Source organism: Acinetobacter sp. YH16044, from assembly GCF_013417145.1.
Taxonomy (GTDB): domain Bacteria; phylum Pseudomonadota; class Gammaproteobacteria; order Pseudomonadales; family Moraxellaceae; genus Acinetobacter; species Acinetobacter amyesii.
The window spans coordinates 55,201-74,641 of the sequence record NZ_VPEK01000003.1; the positions used below are offsets into that span (position 1 = coordinate 55,201).

Sequence of the window (19,441 nt, forward strand, 5' to 3'; positions counted from 1 at the left end):
TTCAACTTCAGTCAGCTCTAAACCAGTGACAGCATCTTCAGATTTTAATTGATCTGCCAGTTTTAATAATTCTTCGAGTGCAGGCTCAAGGCTAATATTTTGTTGTAATTGTTGCCCCATTAAAACCAATGGACGTAAGTCAACATCCAATTCGGCAACATTTTTAAACCGTGGATAGAGCTTATATTGATAAACATTTAAAACTGTTTGTGCAAACTTTTGAACGGTTGGCGTTAACTGTACTGAACCTGCAATAACACGATTCAGCGTATCTTCCACTGCCCATGCAGTTTCACCCGCCGATTTTGCCCCGACCATACGACCTGAACCTTTCAGGGTATGGAAATGACGACGAATCGTCGTTAAAGTGTCTTTATCTTGTGGATTTTCCAACCAAGTTGTAAATAAACCCGCCAGCTCTTCAAAGATCTCTTCTATTTCTTCAACAAAAATCTCTAAAATTTCTGCATCTTGATCAAGATAACTATCTTCAGGAAGCGTAGTTGTTTCAACTAAATTTTTTAATATTTCTTTCATAGCTAAGGCTTCTTATGTTTTGCCACCAAGAAGGTTGCTCAAACTTAATTGTAACCATCACCTAAGACTTAACTGTGACGTTAAGTTCACCTTATCGATGTGTTATCTGTAATCGGTGCAGTACCCTAACCGTAGCTAAGGTACTGCAGGTTTGCGCCTGACTTACTCTGGGAGTTTAAAGTCAGATACAGATTCACGTAATGATTCAGCCATGTTCGCCAATTCAGATACCGAACGTGCAGTATCAAATGTTGCACTGGTGGTTTGCGAGGTAATTTCTTGTACAACGTTCATCGTTGTCGCAATATGACCTGCTGAAGCAGACTGAAGTTTTGCAGCATCCGAAATGTTTGCAATCAGTTTCGCCAAGTTACCCGATACAGACTGAATTTCATCCAGTGCTACGCCGGCATCCTTAGACAAGTTCGCACCACGTACAACTTCCGAAGTCGTTTGTTCCATTGAAATTACGGCTTCGTTAGTATCCGTTTGAATGGTTTTTACCAAGCCTTCAATCTGTTTGGTTGCAGACGCTGAACGTTCCGCAAGACGCTGTACCTCATCCGCTACCACGGCGAAACCACGACCTGCTTCACCCGCCATCGACGCCTGAATTGCTGCGTTTAATGCCAAGATGTTCGTTTGGTCGGCAATATCGTTAATCAGTGCGACAATGTTACCAATCTCTTGAGAAGACTCACCCAAACGTTTAATACGTTTTGAAGTTTCTTGAATCTGCTCACGAATCGTGTCCATACCTTCAATTGAACGGTTTACAACATCTGCACCGTTTGCAGCAATTTGTACTGAACGTTCTGCTACGACAGCTGATTCTTCAGCGTTCGAAGATACTTGGTCAATCGACATTGCCATTTCGTTAATCGCGGCAGATGCACCAGCAATCTCTTGCGCCTGATGCTCAGATGCTTCTGCAAGCTGGTTGGTAATACCCTGCGTATTCGCCGTATATTGTGCAACTTCTTGAGAAGTTTCTGTAATACGCGATACAAGGTCACGTAATTGGTCGATTGCGAAGTTAATCGAGTCGGCAATCGCACCCGTAAAGTCTTCAGATACCGTCGCATACGAACGTAAGTCACCGTCTGCAAGATCGGCAATTTCATCGAGTAAACGTAAAATCGCGTTCTGGTTACGGTCATATTCTTCTTGAAGACGGGTTACACGGAATTTATCCGATTGACCACGTAAAGAAAGAAGTTTGAACACACAGATCAAGAAGGCTGTTAAAGCAAGAATCAACAGTACCGCAGGTAAAATGGTTTTCAAGCCTGTGCTAGAAGACAATTGATTTAAGTTGTCCAACAATTTGTCTGACTCAGCAAAAATTTGTGAAGATGCTTTACGTACGTTCACAATTTGCGTTGAGTTTTTCAAAATTGTCGCAGCCGCTGATTTTAATACATCGTCATATTCAGCTTTAATGCCTTCAAGTGACTCACGTAATTCAGGGCTTTCAATACGTTGTACACCAAGCTCTGTACTACCATCCAATTGGGCATTTAAGTACAAACCGAAGGTTTCAGTATCGGCACTGAAGTCATCTGCAGACTCACGTGAGCTATCAGAACCTGAAAGCACCGAACTGATCGAACGTAAAATACGTTCTGCAATGAATACCTGGTTTTTCGCAATCACCACCTGGTTCGAAGGCATGTCTTGACGTGCCATTTGGTCGACCATCAAGTTATATTCCGCCTGAATCCCCGGAATGGTTTCACCAATCGCGATGTTCGTGTCATATAACTTATTAATGATTTTTTGTTGCGAAGTAATCAAGTCAATACTTTTTGAAACCTCAGCCCACTGCGTATCTACAGATTTCAGCGCATCTGTATTTGCATGAATGTCTTTTACAGTTTCTAAGTTTTCTTTGAACGAATCTTGAGAGGCAATTAATTTTTTCATTGCATCTTCAGTACCTGAAGCAGTTGCCTCAGTTGCTTGACGCGAAATTGTTTGCGAAAGAAGACGGAGTTCACCCAAACTTTGCGTTAATTGGTTACCGCGAGGAACGCTATAGAATAGGTATAATAAAATAATCGTTGCCAGTACTAATGAACCAATCGCACCATAAATAAATGGTTTGGATTTTTCACTATCACCAAAAACTCGAGATAATTGATCTGTCTGTGATTGCAGTTTTGCCAGAAAAGCATTACCGCCTTTACGACCACTGGTGCTTTCACCCGTATTTTTCTTTTTAAGTTTAAAGCCCATTCAGCTTCTCCCCGATTACGCCTTCTTTCGTTCGTGCGCGACAATTAATTTATAAATTTTATAGATGCGTTCATGTATTTTGGATTTTGCAGTAAACGACTGAAGAGAAATACATTCCACTGCTGGTTATGCTGGTGGAAATACCCCTGACAATATTCCTGTAAATTTCGATCCAACTCATTATGTTTAGAAAAATAACTTTTCTTATTAAAGTGTTGAATACCCAAAACTTGATCGACTACCAAACCGACATAATGGTCATTATGACTAATACATAAAACTTTTTGAGTGGGTGAAAAACTACTTCGATGACCGGTTATATATTGTGCTAGGTCAGACAAAGAAAGTAAGCGTCCCCGAATATTGGCTAATCCCATCACCCAAGGTTGGGTGTTGGGAACTGGCGTATATTTTGGTGGGTAGATCACTTCAGCTACTTCACCTAAAGGAGCAACGTAATATTGCCCCATCATCTCAAAAGCAATGCCTGACCATCGGTTTACTTCATTTTCAGTGGAAACGTAGTTTTTGTTTCCTCGTTTTGCGATTCGAAGTAATTCGATAAATCCATTTGCTGCCATAGAGCTTTATCCTGCATTGAGGTGTTGCTTAATCACATCAATTAATTGTTTTTCGTCTACAGGTTTAGTTAGATAATCAGAAGCACCTTGGCGTTTACCCCAAACACGGTCAGTTGCCTGATCTTTGGTACTTACAATGACAATCGGGATATGCTTGGTGGTCGCACCACGTGCAATTTGACGTGTTGCTTGGAAACCATTCACACCCGGCATTACCACATCCATTAAGACCAAGTCTGGTAACTCAGCTTGAGCCATTGTCACCCCATCTGCCCCATTTGAAGCTTCAATCACTTCAAATCCGTGTTTACCTAAAATTTCTTTAAAACGGAAAGTTTCTGTTGGTGAATCATCAACGATTAGGATACGTGCCATGCTTTTTCCCCAAAAAATAAAAAATCTAATTAAGCTGTAACGTGATTACGGATTGCATTCAGCAATTCATCTTTACTGAATGGCTTCGTTAAGTATTCATCCGAACCCACAACACGACCCTTCGCCTGATCAAATAAACCGTCTTTACTTGAAAGCATAATCACAGGAATATTTTGATAATTTTGAGAGTTTTTAATCAGGGCACAAGTTTGATAGCCATCAAGACGTGGCATCATAATATCGACAAATACGATATCTGGATTCGCATCTGCAATTTTTGAAAGTGCTTCAAAACCATCTACAGCAGTGACTACTTCACATCCTTCACGCTGAAGCAGCGTTTCGGCCGTACGACGAATGGTTTTTGAATCATCAATTACCATGACTTTTAGATTTTGGAATTTATCGTCCATTTATTGACCCTACCCATTGAGGATGTACAAACAATTAAGTTAGCAGCATTATTATTTACAAGTTGTGAACATTTTTAACATATCTTTACTTGCGTTTTCAATGAACATTTTCTGCGCAAACACACAAGATTTCTTGTTTTTATTAACTGCTTCACACTTTCCGATGACCAACGATTTTTTTTTAACTTGGAATAGTATTTAATTGTCTTAATTAAGCATATTATAGCAAGATTATTACTTTAAAATAAGTAATTTAGTCAACTTTAAACTGGGGAGTACAAGGTTGAGTCCGTTTACAAAAAAAATTCACTTGATTGGCCTTAAACATTTCTCAAAAAAAGTCATTCTGACGGCTTGTTTGTTGGCTTATACCCCGCTTTTATTTGCTGCACCAACCAATACGCAGCAACCACAAAAGGCGACTTGGTATCGTTACTATGACAGTAAAGGCGTAGCAAACATCAGTACCAATGTGACACCAAATCACATCCGCTATGGTTATGAAGCACTTGATCAAAATATGCAAGTGATTAAACGTAACCGCCCCTACAATGCTGAAGCCGATGTTAGACAAGCTCCTCAGCGTGCTGCCCAAGCACGTCAGCAAGCATCAGATATCAAACTTAAAAAAGCCTATACCAATAGCCGAACTGCGGCCATTAAAAAGCGTGATGCACTGACTGGTATACGTAAACAGATCGTGTTTGAACAAGAACAATTAAAACAATTACAAAATGATCGTGTATTATTTGTTCGCCAAGAACGTGAACATTTTCGAAAAGGTGAAACCGTTCCGGCAAAATTAAAAACAATGTTGGATAATAATCAAAAAAATATGGTAGCGAAAAAAGAATACATTCAATCGTTACAAACTCGCTATCGAAATACAGAAGCTGAATACGACAGAATTATTACGCGTTTAAAAGCGATGGAATAAACTTGTTATTCAATTGCTTTTGTAGACCGCTGATATAAGGACCATTATGCACTCTGCACAGCAATCATCCCCATTTTTAAAGCTTAGCCTGCTTTGCATAAGCCTGGCTTTGGCTGCATGTCAAAAAGAAGATCCGCAGAAAAGTGTTAAACCAGAAAATAAGATTGAATTGATTCAACAAGATCTGGTCACGATCGAACAAGGCAACGCCATTTCAAAAACGGCCTTTACTGGTACCATTCGGGCGGTCAATCAGAGCAGTATTCAAGCCCAAGTCACTGCGACTGCAACCAATGTGAATGCAGAGGTCGGACAACGTGTCAGCAAAGGCCAAGTGTTGGTGCGTTTAAATAATCAAGACAATGCCGCACGTCTTGCTCAATCACAAGCAAACCTTGCATCCACACAAGCTCAAGCCAATCAAGCTAAACTGATGATGGACCGTAAACAGCGTTTGCTGAATCAAGGCTTTATTTCCAAAGTAGAGTTTGAACAAAGTCGTGTCGATTACCAAGCTCAAATGGAAAATGTTCGCGCTCAACAAGCCAATGTCGATATTGCACGTAAAGCCAATCAAGACGGCACCATTTATAGCCCTATCCAAGGCGTGATTACCAAACGTGATGTTGAACCGGGACAAACGGTTGCTGCCGGACAAACCCTTTTTGAAATCGTCAATCCAGACCAATTAGAAATTCAAGCCAAATTACCAAGTGATCAGCAAGCTGCACTGAAAATTGGACAAAAGATTGAATATAGCATCCAAGGTAATAGCAATTTACTCACAGCACAAATCAGCCGGATTTCACCAATTGCCGATCAGGCTAGTCGTCAAATTGAATTTTTTGCAGCCCCAAATGAAACTATTACTTCATTAAGTATTGGTGCTTTTGTCGAAGGCCACATCTTAGGCACGGATAATATTTCAGGCCAAAAAATTCCACTCGACACCATTCAAAGTCTAAAAGATAAACCTTACGTCTGGGTCATTCGTCAAAATAAAATTGCCAAAGTACCTGTACAAATTTTGAATCAGAGTTATAGCAATAACACCGCGATTGTTCAGGGCTTACAAAATAGTGATCTGATCAGCCGAATTAAATTTAATGATTCAGATATCAAACAAGATGTAAGTATCAGCCAAAATTAAAAGAATAAGGCAGGACAGTTGTTATGTGGTTAACCCGAATTAGTGTGAAATATCCTGTTTTCACTATCATGATGATGTTCTGTCTGATGGTACTAGGACTCGCATCTTGGCAACGTATGGGTGTTGAAGAGTTTCCTGATATCGACTTCCCTTTTGTTGTTGTCTACACCAACTATCCGGGTGCTTCTCCTGAGTCTGTCGAATCTGAAATCACCAAGAAACTTGAAGATCAGATCAATACCATTTCAGGCCTCAAGCAAGTCATTTCTCAATCCAGTGAAGGTTTATCCACGGTTATTGTCGAATTTAATCTAGATGTCTCGTCCTCTGTAGCTGCACAGGATATTCGAGATAAAATTGCACCAGTAACCGCACAATTTCGTGATGAAATTGATGACCCCATCGTAGAACGTTATGACCCTACTGCCAGTGCGATTATGTCGATTGTTTTTGAATCGAAGGACATGTCTTTACGTGATTTGAGTTCCTATCTGAATCAACGGATTGTGCCCCAGCTTAGAACGGTTCCCGGTGTCGGTACGGTCAATTTATTGGGTGATGCACAGCGTCAAATTCGTATTCAAGTAAATCCGCAAAAATTACAAAGTTTCGGGATTGGGATAGACCAAGTTATAAACACCCTAAAATCTGAAAATATTGAAGTTCCAGGGGGGACTTTAAAACAAAAGAACTCAGAATTGGTGGTCGAAATTAAATCTCGGGTTATTCACCCAAACTCATTCGGTGATTTAGTGGTTGCCAATAAAAATGGCGCGCCGATTTATCTCAAACAAATTGCCGAGATAGAAGATAGCCAAGCCGAAATGGAGTCGAGTGCTTATCTGAATGGTAAAACAGCCGTCGCTGTCGACATTCTGAGAAGTTCGGACTCTAATGTGATTGAGGTTGTTGATAATACCCGTAAAACCTTAAGTAAAATCCAAAAGCAATTGCCGCAAGGCACGACCGCAGAAATTGTGGTTGATTCTTCAAAAGGTATTCGTGGCAGCATTAAAGACGTGGCACGTACGATTTTTGAAGGTGCAGTACTTGCGGTACTCATTGTATTGTTATTTCTCGGCTCATTTCGTTCGACAGCCATTACAGGTTTAACCCTACCGATTTCGCTACTAGGTACCCTCACCTTTGTTTGGATTTTTGGTTTTACCATCAATATGATGACCCTACTGGCTCTCTCACTGAGTATCGGTCTCCTGATTGATGATGCCATTGTAGTACGCGAAAATATTGTCCGCCATGCCGATATGGGCAAGGACCACGTCACCGCTGCACTCGACGGCACAAAAGAAATTGGTTTAGCTGTATTGGCCACAACATTGACCATTGTCGCGGTATTTTTACCTGTGGCATTTATGGGCGGCATTATTGGGCGTTTCTTCTATCAATTTGGTGTAACCGTCAGTACCGCTGTACTGATTTCAATGTTTGTGAGTTTCACCCTTGACCCCATGTTGTCTGCTCACTGGGCAGAGCGCCACGATCCAAATAAAAAGCCGGGTAAAATCAAACGTTTTTTTAACTGGATTTCGGGCAAGCTCGACAACCTAAGCCATCATTATGAAAAATTACTCAAGCTTGCTTTAAAATTTAGGCTCATTACCCTTTTAATCGCCGTCGCGTCTTTATTTGGCGCATTAGCTTTATCCAAAATGATCGGAACTGAATTTGTACCCGTACCAGACAAAGGTGAAATTCGGATCAAATTTGAAACACCCGTTGATGCAACCCTTGAATATTCGCAGGCTAAGCTTAAGCAAGTAGATCGTATCATTCGCCAACATCCAGAAGTCAAAGCCACTTATGGTGCAATTAATAGTGCCACTGATCGGGGTAAAAACCATGCTAGCATTCGTGTCACTGTTTCACCACGTACGGAGCGTAGTCAGACCTTAACGGATCTCAACAATGAATTCCGTACCCGCTTAAAACATATAGCAGGTATTACCATTACCTCGATTGCCTCAGCTGATGAAACAGTTTCGGGCGGTCAAAAGCCGGTCATGATCTCGATTAAAGGCCCCGACTTGGATGAGTTACAACGCATTTCAGATCGATTCTTGGTTGAAGTTGCCAAAGTCGAAGGTATTGTCGACTTAGAAAGCTCGCTTAAAGAACCTAAACCGACGCTAGGTGTACATATAAATCGCGTTTTAGCCAGTGATTTAGGTTTATCCGTCAATCAGATCGCCAATGTGTTACGCCCTCTTCTTGCGGGGGATAATGTAACAACGTGGAAGGATGATAAAGGCGAAACCTATGATGTAAATTTACGACTCACTGAAGATCAGCGTCGTCTGCCAACTGACATTCAAAGCATGTACATCACATCACAAAAAACCGATGCCGTAGGCTTACCTATCTTGGTTCCATTGGCAAGTGTGGCTAGCTTTGAAGAAACGCTCGGTGCTTCACAAATTAACCGTCGTGATCTAGCACGTGAAGTGATGGTTGAAGCCAACACGGCAGGTCGTCCCGCGGGTGATATTGGTGCCGAAATCAATGAGATTGAGAAAAATTTCGACTTGCCACCGGGTTATAGTTTTGTCACGCAAGGTGCCAATAAAGATATGGCTGAATCTGCAGGTTATGCAATGACAGCGATTACCCTCTCTATTGTATTTATTTATATTGTTTTGGGTTCACAATTTAATAGCTTCATTCACCCTGCAGCCATTATGGCTTCATTACCCTTATCATTGATTGGGGTTTTCTTAGCCTTATTCTTATTTAATTCAACCATGAACCTCTTTTCCATTATCGGGATTATTATGCTCATGGGCTTGGTGACAAAGAACGCAATTCTACTCATCGACTTTATTAAAAAAGCCATGGATCATGGTGTAGATCGTTATGACGCAATTATTGAAGCAGGTAAAACCCGTTTACGCCCCATTTTAATGACCACCAGTGCAATGGTGATGGGTATGGTTCCGCTTGCACTTGGTCTGGGTGAAGGCGGTGAACAAAGTGCGCCTATGGCACATGCCGTGATTGGCGGGGTGATTACCTCTACCCTACTAACACTTGTGGTTGTGCCGGTGATTTTTACCTATTTGGATGATTTCCGAAACTTCCTTGCGCGTCAGGCCAAAAAAATCATGTCATAATGACAAAATCTAAAATGAGGTGACTTTGGAAAATGTTCACCTCATTTTTTATTGTATACTCTCCACTTTAACGCTTAATTTTTTAGGACAGTTTCCATGCGCGCGAGTCGCTTTTTATTTGCAACGTTAAGAGAAACCCCAAACGATGCTGAAGTTATTTCACATCAGCTTATGCTTCGTGCCGGGATGATTCGTAAATTGGCTTCAGGTTTATACACTTGGCTGCCGATGGGCGTTCGCGTATTAAATAAAGTTGAAGCGATTATCCGCGAAGAGATGGATCGTGCTGGTTCACTTCAAGTCCTGATGCCTGTCACTCAACCTGCATCTTTATGGGAAGAATCAGGTCGTTTCGTACAATATGGTCCAGAACTTTTACGTTTTAAAGACCGTCATAACAATGACTTTGTACTTGGCCCTACACATGAAGAAGTGATTACAGATCTTGCTCGCAATGAGTTGAAAAGCTATAAGCAATTGCCTGCAAACTTCTACCAAGTACAAACCAAATTCCGTGACGAAATCCGCCCTCGTTTCGGTGTGATGCGTTCACGTGAATTCATCATGAAAGATGCCTATTCTTTCCATGTTGACCAAGCTTCTTTACAAGAAACCTATGACAAGATGTATGCAGCTTATTGCAAAATTTTCACTCGTTTAGGTTTAAATTTCCGTCCAGTTCAAGCGGATACAGGTTCAATTGGTGGTTCGGGTTCACACGAATTCCATGTCCTTGCGTCTAGCGGCGAAGATGACATCGCATTCTCTACAGAGTCAGATTATGCTGCTAACGTAGAAATGGCGGAAGCAGTATTAGTAGGTGAACGTGCTGCTCCGACTAAAGCACTTGAGATTGTTGATACACCAAATCAGAAAACCATTGCTGAGGTTTCTGAATTCCTTAAATCAGACCCTACTCAATCTGTCAAAGCATTATTGGTTCAAGGTGTTGCTGAAGAAGGTAAAGCTGCACCAGTGGTTGCCTTATTCCTACGTGGCGACCATGAACTGAATGAAATTAAAGCAGAAAAACACCCATTAATTGCTGCTCCATTAACTTTTGCAACTGAAGCACAATTAGCTGACTTAGGCTTAACTGCTGGTTTCTGTGGCCCTCAAGGCTTAACCGAAAAAGGCATTACCGTTATTGTTGACCATGCAGCGTCTGTACTTTCAGACTTTATTGCTGGTGCAAACCAAGTCGATAAACATGCTGTAGGTGTAAACTGGGAACGTGATGCACAATACACCGAAGTTTATGACCTTCGTAATGTTGTTGAAGGTGACCCTTCTCCAGATGGTCAAGGTACAATCTTGATTAAACGTGGTATCGAAGTTGGTCATATCTTCCAGTTGGGTCAAAAATACTCTGAAGCGCTTGGCTGTAAAGTTTTAGGTGAAGATGGCAAACCTCTCGTTGTGACTATGGGTTGCTACGGTATTGGTGTAACCCGTGTTGTTGCTTCTGCGATTGAACAAAACTTCGATGACAAAGGGATTATTTGGCCGTCTGCAATTGCTCCTTTCGAAGTTGCTATTGTGCCCATGAATGCGCATAAGTCACCGCGTACAATGGAAGCTGCTGAAGCACTGTATGCAGAATTAACTGCTGCTGGTTATGATGTGCTTCTAGATGATCGTAATGAACGTCCAGGTGTTAAATTCTCTGATATCGAGTTAACAGGTATTCCACACCGTATCGTTATTGGTGAGAAAGGTTTGGATGCTGGTACATTTGAGTACAAAGGTCGCCGTGATGAAGAATCAAGCAACCTCAGTAAAGAAGACCTTTTAGCGAAAATTGCAAAATAATTTGCGCTAAATATAAAAAAATCCCGCTAAGTGCGGGATTTTTTTATATTAAATACTTTAAGCCTTAACAGAATTTCAGCCCGCCGAAGCAGTTAGAACGAAACTCCTGTCCAGAAAGTTTTAAATTGTTTAATGGGAAATCAATTAATGACGGGTTTTTAATTTCTTTAACATCTAAAGCCGAACCTGCAACACAACCAAAGATTAAATCTCCACAATTACGAACATTGGTACTTAAGTCATGGTTAATTCCAGCGATCGTTTGTTTCAACACTTCATCCGTAATCGCCACTTTATCTGAAGGTGTAATACTCCCCAAATCGACCTCATCTTCCATCGCCAACCACCAACCTCTTTCTGCTGCAACTGCAGCACCAGGCCAGAGTATTTTTTGAGCTTGTAAGGATAACGAAGCAGGGTTATTTAGATAAAGTGCATGGATCAAACCTAAACTTTGATTTACCGTAATATCGGTTTGTAGTCCAGTAAGATAGCCTGTTACGTCTTTATTCAAATTAATATTTAACCCAAGTAGAGAGATCTGAGCTTCTAATGGACCACTAAAATCTAGACGATCAACTGTACCTGTGCCTTTTAATACCGCAATATTATCCTTAATTCTATTCCCGCTCACGACAGTGGCTGGAATTGTAAAAGGTGCTGTGGTTGATTTTAAATTAAAAGAATAATTATCTGATTTGTAGTGAAGCGGTAGATCAACTTCAGCACCAAATAATGTCCCCTTAACTGCCCCTTCAATGTATTGCTGCGTAGAAGCATAGTCCATCACACGCTCGGCAGTTGTTGCAACACCCGCAGACGCTTTGGTTTTCATATACCCACTAAAGGTGTTGATACCATTGGGTGTATTACTATTTTCTGTACCTAACGTCATTAACCCAGAAATTTTTTCAGCGCTCAGACGAAAGCCCATCACTTCACGAGTTGCAGCTGATTTGGGATCTTTAATTGCAATTTCGATAAAAGGATTGGTCAACAAAGCAGAAGTTGCCGCACGTTCATCAGACGTATAATTGCTATTTACAGGCAATCCACTCAATGAAATATGATCGATATCAATATCACAAGCACCTGAGCCATTTGCACCACCACACCCCAATTGCAGCTTTTTAATATTGGCATTGAGCTCCATTTCAGCTTCTAAACCAAGCTTATAAAAGCCGACATTGGATTGGTCTACGGCTTGTCCACTCTCATCCACAGAATTATACCCCTGCGTATATTCCATGGAGAGTAATGCTTGACCATCAACTTTTGATAAGCTTTCATCATCTAAAGCCATCATTGCATGAGATAAGCTACTCATCGCAAATGTCGAGAATATCAAACCTCTGATTAACTTCTTTTTCATAACAAATTCCCTGTTCGTTATTTTATTTATTTGTTATTGATTTAAATTGACTAGCGCGGAGTAATCCCCATCGTACTTCGCATTGTTCCACCTGTCAGGGCTATATCAGCCATCTTCTGCATATTGCCATTTGTTAACATCGAAACTTCTGCACGAAATGCTTTAGACATATTATTGGTCGGATTAAATTTCACCTGATTATCAAACTCTACCGAATCTTGCTTCATTTTAATCCGAGCATCAAAGCCTAGATCGCCCTGCATTTTATTAATATTGATACTTGAAGCTGAAACGACACCGCTGGCATTTACATCTTCATTCATCAAACTTAAATAGCTTCCCATAACTTTTTGATCTTTCTTTTCAGCATCTGTTAATGCTTTAAATTCAAAGCTTCCACGGAAAGATAAATAATTATTTTCTGCACTGTCATTTAGACCCGGCACTATAAATAGCTCACCTTTACCATCAAGTTTAAACGCAATATTCGTCAACACATCATCACGTTTAGAGAAATTATCTAAAGGTACTGTAGTCCCACATTTGGCAGAAGCTGTAGTCGCACAGTTATAGGTTGAACCCGGAAGTTGACCAATCGCTAACTCGGCATTAGCTGCAATCAATAAATTATCTGCACGTACATAGATGCCATCATTTTCATAACCAATCACACCATCAGATTGAATAAGGGCATTGATGTTTCGTAAGCCTGCATAATAATTGACTTCTTGACCATTAATACCTTTTTTACCATCAATCAAAATAATGGAAGTTGTACTTGGTGTTCCTGTTTTTTTATCAACTCCATAACCATCTGTGCTCATTACAAGGTTATAGCCAATACCTGATTTTTCAGCCGCATTTTTATAACTGTATTTTTTCTCTGATAATGCAACATTGGCATTCATATTATAAATCGGGATACCAATCCCCCAACTGTTGTCATTACTTGCAATTGCAGCAATTGAGTTATCAGAAATAAATCGTGCGGTACGCGCGATGGACTGAAAATCCATACCACGAATCGCCACTAGTGCAAAATTTCCGCCTGCCGTTTGATTTGACAAGTTTTGGGTTAAAACATTATTGGTTAAACCTAATGTCGCTTTTAATTTATCATTTACCAGAAAATCAAGGCTTTTTGCTTGAATGGTATTGATATAAATATCGCCAAAATCAATATAGGCATTTTTATCAGCAACTAAAGACGTTAAATTTGAAAATTCAATGGCATAACTACCAATACCCGTATGGCCAATTTCTAAGGTTGTCGGTGCTTGACCTGCAACAAGACTCGGATCATCCTTTGAAGTAAAATCCGCGCGCACTCCTAAATGTAAACCACCTGAACCAACAGACTCATATCCTGAAGCTTTCGTTGCTAGACCAAAATCTTTAATTCCGTCTTGATTGGCATTTAAGGCCACTCGTGCATTAGTGACAGCACCCGATGCTCCCATACGAATTAAATTGCGCTGTGCACCACCATCGGTACCGTAACGTAGATCGATATTAACGCCGGGGTTTGTGGCATCGCTACGTGAGCTATGCACATCTGATGTGTCCTTGACCCGCCCCAAATTGACCGTATGATCTTTGCTCCCTGTGGATTTTGTGGTGAGAACAATGCCTTCATCAGCTGCAACATACATATAACCTGAACCAGCAAAGTTAAAGTTAAAGTCCTTTAAGGTTACGCTATGTCCATTCATACCATGACTAATACTGGCATTTTGCAATTGAAATTCCATATACGCCGTATCATTACGGTTAAATAGACCATTGCTGGTTTCAAGTAATACTTTTAAAGGTGAAGATGTTGCAATCGTAAGTGAACCTAAATTTTGCGTAGGCGTTTGGCACGTTGCACCTTGACACAGCAGCATAATATTTTGTGCAACAGCCGTAAATGGACTGACACTTGCAGCTATACGCATGCCTACACCAGCATCCGTCGTCCCCACATCAAAATCTAATTTTGATGTAATGGTGCTTTGCCCAACACCATCTATTTGTACATTGTGCAAACCCATTTTCATCTTATTTTGGTTAGTTGGGTCAACCCAATTTAACTGATCAACTTTGACTCTAGAAACTTCATAGGTAATCGAAATACCATCTTGGCCAGTAACTGCACCCAAGCTTTCATCGGTCATCGCTTCAAAAGCATATGCATGTTGAGCAAGTAAAATACTGGTTGCGAGTGCCGTTAAAGTTGTTATTTTTTTCATCACTATATCCTTATATTCAGTCACAGCTGATTAACAGCGACCTGCACCATTTCCAGTGCAGTTAAAACTGAAGATGTTTAACTTTCCACTCATGTGCATGTTGCCGTGCACATTAACACCCATAAATCCTTGTTCTGAACCACGATCAAAATCAGGCACAGCTAAAGTTGAAGTTGTTCCATCAGCTTTCTTTTCGGTATAGGTCGTATAAGTACTGGTATTCTCATAACCTTCCTTACCTGTCGTACCTGTTTCCACCGCCAACGTAGCAAAGCCTAAATTCCTAATTTTTAATGGCTTATCATCATAAAATGTCAACTGCATAGCCGTTTGTGGATTACCTTCACGATTGATAATCGTCACACCATCTAGTGAAAATTGATCGATCTGTAACGTTCCTTGAAACTGTTTAAACACCAACCATTTCTTATTACCATTTGCATCCACATGATTATTGGGCGCAAGTGCTAAGCGACAAAACTCATTGGATGAACATTGATATCCATAAAATGCTTGCGTTGTTTTACCATTCGCATCCATGATTGATATGTTGTTTTTTGACATATCATTGGCATATTGATGATTTAAGGAAAGTGTCCAACTGAGATCTGCACCGCCTTGACCGGTTGCAGCGGTAAGTTCCCTATTATCCATAGACACTAAACCTGCATGAGTTTGTGTCAGTGCAGCACAAACAACAGCGCATAAAATTTTATACATGTGATTTCTCCTACAGCCCTGTTGTTCTTATTTTTAAGTGCTGAATCAATACGCCATCTATGGCAACAGATCCTAAATTCGTGCTTTGTCCATTGACACCTTTAAACACCACACCTGTCGCAGTATCCGTACTTTTTGCATTCAACAGATTACCAGGCAAGCGCTCTACTGTACCGATCGCAATGCTACTGTGTGTTGCATTACGTCCTTGATATAGTGCTGTCGCATCTGAAGAGTTTGCTTTTAACTCCGTGCCACAACTATAGACATTACAGGTTGAACCTTTAAAGTCTGCAGCAGTTAAACCCGATGTACCTGTGGTATTACCAGCGATATCTGTATAGTAGGTATAAATTTTACTGTAAATTGAAGGCACGTTAGGTATACGTGTTACTTCCAAAATAATATTTCGACCTTCCGACCCCACAATAAAGGGCTGATACATATTGCCTAAAACTAAATTGATGTTTGGGCTATATAAATATAGACCTTCAGTTTCATGAAAGATTGGAGCTGCAGATCGATCCATCGCTGGTGTCGCTGCTGTTCCATCATCCAATTCAGGGCGTGCAGCTGTACTGATACGCATGCCGCGAGCATCCAAATCACCATCATTAATACTGAGTGATTCAGCACGATCGTTGGTGTTAATACGAATTAGGCTAGCTAAACCTAAGGTTTGGTTGTAATTGGTATTGGTTGATTTTAGGGTTTGAAAAATTCGAACTTGTGAACCATTGAAGCTCAAACCATTCGCAACAATTTGAGTACGTAAACGATAGTCTTTATCCAAGCCACTGGTCGGCGCACCGGTAATCGGATCAACAACATTGCTTGAATTCAAAGACCGTGAAAATACATCCATCCACAAACCAAGTTTGATGTTGTTAGATGCATCATCTGCCGCAATTTTCTTTAATGGTGCCTCAATGGCTAAGTAACCAACATTCCCCTTATTATCTTTCGCAAATTGTTCAACATCTTGATTTCCCGCATGGAAAAGCCACGGATTTTCAGCTGTCCCCCAATTAAACCCTTGGTCTGTATAGCGCGTCGCTAATGAACTTTTGCCATTTTTGTCTTTGCTATTGGATAATGCTAAACCATAAATAAAAACATCTGCTTTCGATCTGAGGCTCGATACGGTCGCAGTCGAGGCAATTTGTTTTGCTGTAATTTCAGCATTTTTTTTCACAGTTGCTAATGCTGAATCACTCGCCTTTTGAGCTTCAAGCTTGGCATAGTCCGTTGCCAACTGATTGAGGGTTTCTGCCGCTTTGGCATTCAACTGAGCATTTTTTGTCGTATCTATAATATTTGAACGTGTAATTTTTCCTGAGACATAATTTTTATAAAAAGTCGAAGTGGTCGGTAAATTACCCGTACTATTGTTACCGTATAGTAACTCAATCATTTCATAGGTATTTTTTAAAGCAGCAGTTTGTGACTTTTCTTTTAGTCCTGGAGTAATTGATTCTTTCGTTGTTCCATCTTCCTCGAAATCCATTAACCACGATGACCCATTATAATAGTCTTTATAACGCTGATCGTAATATGCCTTCATCGTTGGCGATTCAAGATAAGACTGTACTAATCGACCACGATATTCTGTTGAATATGTTGTTATGGTTTCATTGGTAATACGTGTAGCATTATTGGTCTCATAAGTGCTTTTAGAACTTAAGAAAGTTGAGTCATAAACACCGTTATAGCCCGTAACTCGGCCTTGCTGATAAGCATCAACATAAGCTGCTTTGTAGATTTTATCGTAAGCACGCTGCCCTAATTGTTCATAGTTTTCACCAGTAGGAATAATCCGAATAAAACCTGTATCGTTTTTCCCTGGATCAACCATACCTGACGCATAACTAGAAGCTGTAGAACGGTCATTTGGGCCTTGAAAGACCATTTTGAAATTTTCTAAAGTGAGTGCAACACCTTCACCCGTTGTGGCTGAAAGTGCTTCATCTGATAAATCTTGAAGCGCATAAACAGATGGTGCAGCGAACATGCTGACTGCGGCTGCTAAGCAACTCTGGCGGAATAACTTAGCCTGGGTGAATTGAGTCATCTCGACCTTCCTTTTATCAGATGCTCTGCATCTCTCTTATATTTATTCCTGAGAACTGGCTTTGATGTTATTGTCCATTTATTCCTTAAATGGAGACTTGTGATAGACCAGTCACTTAACTTTTTATTATGCTGAATAATTACTCAATTGCAAAAACTTCCCCACCGAATGGTCTATTTTCCGATGAATGACCCAACAAAAAAGCGGGCTAATTCGCCCGCTTTTTTAAACTCAATCCGAAGGATTAAGCTTTCGGTAATGTCACACCGGTTTGACCTTGGTATTTACCACCACGGTCTTTATAAGAGGTTTCACACACTTCGTCTGATTCAAAGAACAACATTTGTGCGACACCTTCACCCGCGTAAATACGTGCAGGCAAGTTGGTTGTATTTGAAAATTCTAAAGTTACGTGACCTTCCCACTCTGGTTCAAGAGGTGTCACATTGACAATAATACCGCAGCGAGCATAGGTTGATTTACCTAAACAAACGGTTAACACATTACGTGGAATACGGAAATATTCGACTGTACGTGCTAGTGCAAACGAGTTCGGCGGAATGATACAAACGTCTGATTCGATATCAATAAAGCTTTTATCGTCAAAGTTTTTAGGGTCAACAATTGCTGAATGAACATTGGTAAAGACTTTAAATTCACGAGCACAACGCACGTCATAACCATAGCTCGACACGCCATACGAAATAAGCTTTTCGCCATTTTCATCATAACGGACTTGGTTTTCTGCATACGGTTCAATCATGCCGTGTTTTTCGCTCATTTCGCGAATCCAACGATCAGACTTAATAGCCATTTATCTCTATCCAAAAACTTAAATCAATTATTGCGTGGTACTTTAACTGAAATCCGACTTAATGAAAATAAGCTTTGCCGAACTAAGCGGATTTAGTCATTTTCAAATCATTTTAGAGTTTTAAAATCGCAGAATAACTCAGTGGTATCGAAAAACTGACCAAGACTAGCGATGCTGTTCGTTGTAAATTGGCTTGATTGAGCCAACTAATTTTATTCGATGCCAAAACGGAACCAAGGAAGGTCCAAAAAAATGCAATAGGAACGATCAACAACAAAAAAATTAGCATGTGAGCTACATAATACTGCGCATTTTGCCAAGCCAATGCAGGAAAAATCGCAGATGCGAATAATAATGCTTTGAGGTTTAATAACGTCGCAACAAAAAGTTCGCGTGCACGAATGCCCTTTTGATTAAAATTTTCAGCAACAGTTGCTGTACGCCATAATCGCATAGCCAAAAATAGAATATAGCCAGCACTAAACAATTTCAAAATGGTCGGCAATAAAGGTAGATATACGGAAATTTTACCGATGAGAAAACCCCATAGGCTAATCGAAATAAGATAACCAAAGGCTTCCGCTGGAATGAGTCGGAATGATTTACGTAGCCCAACTTGAATACCCGAAGATGCGAGTAGCGTATTGGTTGGTCCCGGCGTTAACAAAATACTGATAACTAGACCAATAAAAAACCATGAAATCATACTTTGACCTCAAACTTAATCCGCGAAGATTAATTCAGTTGTTTCGTATTAGCAAAATAAAAAATAGAAATGCTTATAAAAAACTCCTTATTTAATTATAAATTCAGTAACTTAAATAGAAAAACAAAACCTTAGCTGAACAGTCATTCAGAGCACCTTACAATTCAAAGAAATATCTTGAACTTATATTTATAAAAGAAATTTCACATGATTCCATGTATACCCTACAGTTTTTACACGTAACAAAATATTATTAAAATAAACGATATAGCTCCATGCCATTCTTACGCATAACCATTATTTATTGGAGACTAAAAAATAAAAAAAAAATACTTTTCAAAAATAATTGATTAAGT

General features: G+C 40.2%; 14 protein-coding genes and 1 pseudogene. 4 read left to right on the forward strand and 11 right to left on the reverse strand.

Annotated elements, in window-relative coordinates:
- Positions 1-5: 5 nt before the first annotated feature.
- From FTV38_RS18355 to pilG, 5 genes and pseudogenes are all read right to left on the reverse strand, one after another.
- Positions 6-537: pseudogene (locus tag FTV38_RS18355) on the reverse strand (Hpt domain-containing protein); the annotation flags it as partial.
- Between the two features lie 162 nt (positions 538-699).
- Entirely contained in the window at positions 700-2,775 is a 2,076-nt protein-coding gene (locus tag FTV38_RS03070; RefSeq protein WP_078192256.1) for a methyl-accepting chemotaxis protein, read from the reverse strand.
- A gap of 44 nt (positions 2,776-2,819) precedes the next feature.
- Positions 2,820-3,356 carry a chemotaxis protein CheW gene (locus FTV38_RS03075; RefSeq protein WP_078191058.1) on the reverse strand — a complete coding sequence of 179 codons (537 nt, stop codon included), beginning with the start codon at positions 3,354-3,356 and terminating at the stop codon, positions 2,820-2,822.
- A gap of 6 nt (positions 3,357-3,362) precedes the next feature.
- Positions 3,363-3,731 carry a response regulator gene (locus FTV38_RS03080; protein WP_078191059.1) on the reverse strand — a complete coding sequence of 123 codons (369 nt, stop codon included), beginning with the start codon at positions 3,729-3,731 and terminating at the stop codon, positions 3,363-3,365.
- Between the two features lie 29 nt (positions 3,732-3,760).
- The gene (pilG, locus tag FTV38_RS03085; protein ID WP_078191060.1) at positions 3,761-4,144 is read right to left on the reverse strand and encodes a twitching motility response regulator PilG; all 384 of its coding nucleotides are present in this window, start codon (positions 4,142-4,144) and stop codon (positions 3,761-3,763) included.
- Positions 4,145-4,487: 343 nt separating this feature from the next.
- On the opposite strand from pilG, the gene FTV38_RS03090 reads away from it, so the two are divergent.
- The 4 genes from FTV38_RS03090 to FTV38_RS03105 all read left to right on the forward strand — a co-directional run bounded on the left by FTV38_RS03090 (position 4,488) and on the right by FTV38_RS03105 (position 11,171).
- Complete coding sequence (locus FTV38_RS03090) at positions 4,488-5,081, forward strand: hypothetical protein (protein ID WP_373684217.1); 594 nt, start codon at positions 4,488-4,490, stop codon at positions 5,079-5,081.
- A gap of 46 nt (positions 5,082-5,127) precedes the next feature.
- Positions 5,128-6,231 (forward strand): efflux RND transporter periplasmic adaptor subunit, encoded by a 1,104-nt coding sequence (locus tag FTV38_RS03095; protein WP_180021272.1) that lies wholly within the window; start codon positions 5,128-5,130, stop codon positions 6,229-6,231.
- 23 nt (positions 6,232-6,254) lie between these two features.
- Positions 6,255-9,359 (forward strand): efflux RND transporter permease subunit, encoded by a 3,105-nt coding sequence (locus tag FTV38_RS03100; protein ID WP_180021274.1) that lies wholly within the window; start codon positions 6,255-6,257, stop codon positions 9,357-9,359.
- 96 nt (positions 9,360-9,455) lie between these two features.
- Positions 9,456-11,171 carry a proline--tRNA ligase gene (locus tag FTV38_RS03105; protein WP_180021276.1) on the forward strand — a complete coding sequence of 572 codons (1,716 nt, stop codon included), beginning with the start codon at positions 9,456-9,458 and terminating at the stop codon, positions 11,169-11,171.
- Positions 11,172-11,235: 64 nt separating this feature from the next.
- On the opposite strand, the gene FTV38_RS03110 is transcribed toward FTV38_RS03105, so the two are convergent.
- The 6 genes from FTV38_RS03110 to FTV38_RS03135 all read right to left on the reverse strand — a co-directional run bounded on the left by FTV38_RS03110 (position 11,236) and on the right by FTV38_RS03135 (position 19,085).
- Positions 11,236-12,543 carry a hypothetical protein gene (locus tag FTV38_RS03110; RefSeq protein WP_180009837.1) on the reverse strand — a complete coding sequence of 436 codons (1,308 nt, stop codon included), beginning with the start codon at positions 12,541-12,543 and terminating at the stop codon, positions 11,236-11,238.
- Positions 12,544-12,593: 50 nt separating this feature from the next.
- Positions 12,594-14,774 (reverse strand): DUF6160 family protein, encoded by a 2,181-nt coding sequence (locus tag FTV38_RS03115; RefSeq protein ID WP_180021278.1) that lies wholly within the window; start codon positions 14,772-14,774, stop codon positions 12,594-12,596.
- Between the two features lie 30 nt (positions 14,775-14,804).
- Entirely contained in the window at positions 14,805-15,494 is a 690-nt protein-coding gene (locus tag FTV38_RS03120) for a hypothetical protein (protein ID WP_168379306.1), read from the reverse strand.
- A 10-nt stretch (positions 15,495-15,504) separates the two neighbouring features.
- Positions 15,505-17,565, reverse strand: a complete 2,061-nt coding sequence (locus FTV38_RS03125) for a hypothetical protein (RefSeq protein WP_180021280.1) — start codon at positions 17,563-17,565, stop codon at positions 15,505-15,507.
- Between the two features lie 244 nt (positions 17,566-17,809).
- The gene (gene dcd, locus FTV38_RS03130) at positions 17,810-18,379 is read right to left on the reverse strand and encodes a dCTP deaminase (RefSeq protein ID WP_005008040.1); all 570 of its coding nucleotides are present in this window, start codon (positions 18,377-18,379) and stop codon (positions 17,810-17,812) included.
- A gap of 112 nt (positions 18,380-18,491) precedes the next feature.
- Positions 18,492-19,085, reverse strand: a complete 594-nt coding sequence (locus FTV38_RS03135; RefSeq protein ID WP_180021282.1) for a LysE family translocator — start codon at positions 19,083-19,085, stop codon at positions 18,492-18,494.
- Between the last annotated feature and the right edge of the window lie 356 nt (positions 19,086-19,441).

Bases quoted from the DNA above. Each gene is read 5' to 3' on its own strand.
- FTV38_RS03070 (WP_078192256.1), bottom strand. From the start codon at position 2,775: ATGGGCTTTAAACTTAAAAAGAAAAATACGGGTGAAAGCACCAGTGGT.
- FTV38_RS03075 (WP_078191058.1), bottom strand. From the start codon at position 3,356: ATGGCAGCAAATGGATTTATCGAATTACTTCGAATCGCAAAACGAGGA.
- FTV38_RS03080 (WP_078191059.1), bottom strand. From the start codon at position 3,731: ATGGCACGTATCCTAATCGTTGATGATTCACCAACAGAAACTTTCCGT.
- pilG (WP_078191060.1), bottom strand. From the start codon at position 4,144: ATGGACGATAAATTCCAAAATCTAAAAGTCATGGTAATTGATGATTCA.
- FTV38_RS03095 (WP_180021272.1), top strand. From the start codon at position 5,128: ATGCACTCTGCACAGCAATCATCCCCATTTTTAAAGCTTAGCCTGCTT.
- FTV38_RS03100 (WP_180021274.1), top strand. From the start codon at position 6,255: ATGTGGTTAACCCGAATTAGTGTGAAATATCCTGTTTTCACTATCATG.
- FTV38_RS03105 (WP_180021276.1), top strand. From the start codon at position 9,456: ATGCGCGCGAGTCGCTTTTTATTTGCAACGTTAAGAGAAACCCCAAAC.
- FTV38_RS03110 (WP_180009837.1), bottom strand. From the start codon at position 12,543: ATGAAAAAGAAGTTAATCAGAGGTTTGATATTCTCGACATTTGCGATG.
- FTV38_RS03115 (WP_180021278.1), bottom strand. From the start codon at position 14,774: ATGAAAAAAATAACAACTTTAACGGCACTCGCAACCAGTATTTTACTT.
- FTV38_RS03120 (WP_168379306.1), bottom strand. From the start codon at position 15,494: ATGTATAAAATTTTATGCGCTGTTGTTTGTGCTGCACTGACACAAACT.
- FTV38_RS03125 (WP_180021280.1), bottom strand. From the start codon at position 17,565: ATGACTCAATTCACCCAGGCTAAGTTATTCCGCCAGAGTTGCTTAGCA.
- dcd (WP_005008040.1), bottom strand. From the start codon at position 18,379: ATGGCTATTAAGTCTGATCGTTGGATTCGCGAAATGAGCGAAAAACAC.
- FTV38_RS03135 (WP_180021282.1), bottom strand. From the start codon at position 19,085: ATGATTTCATGGTTTTTTATTGGTCTAGTTATCAGTATTTTGTTAACG.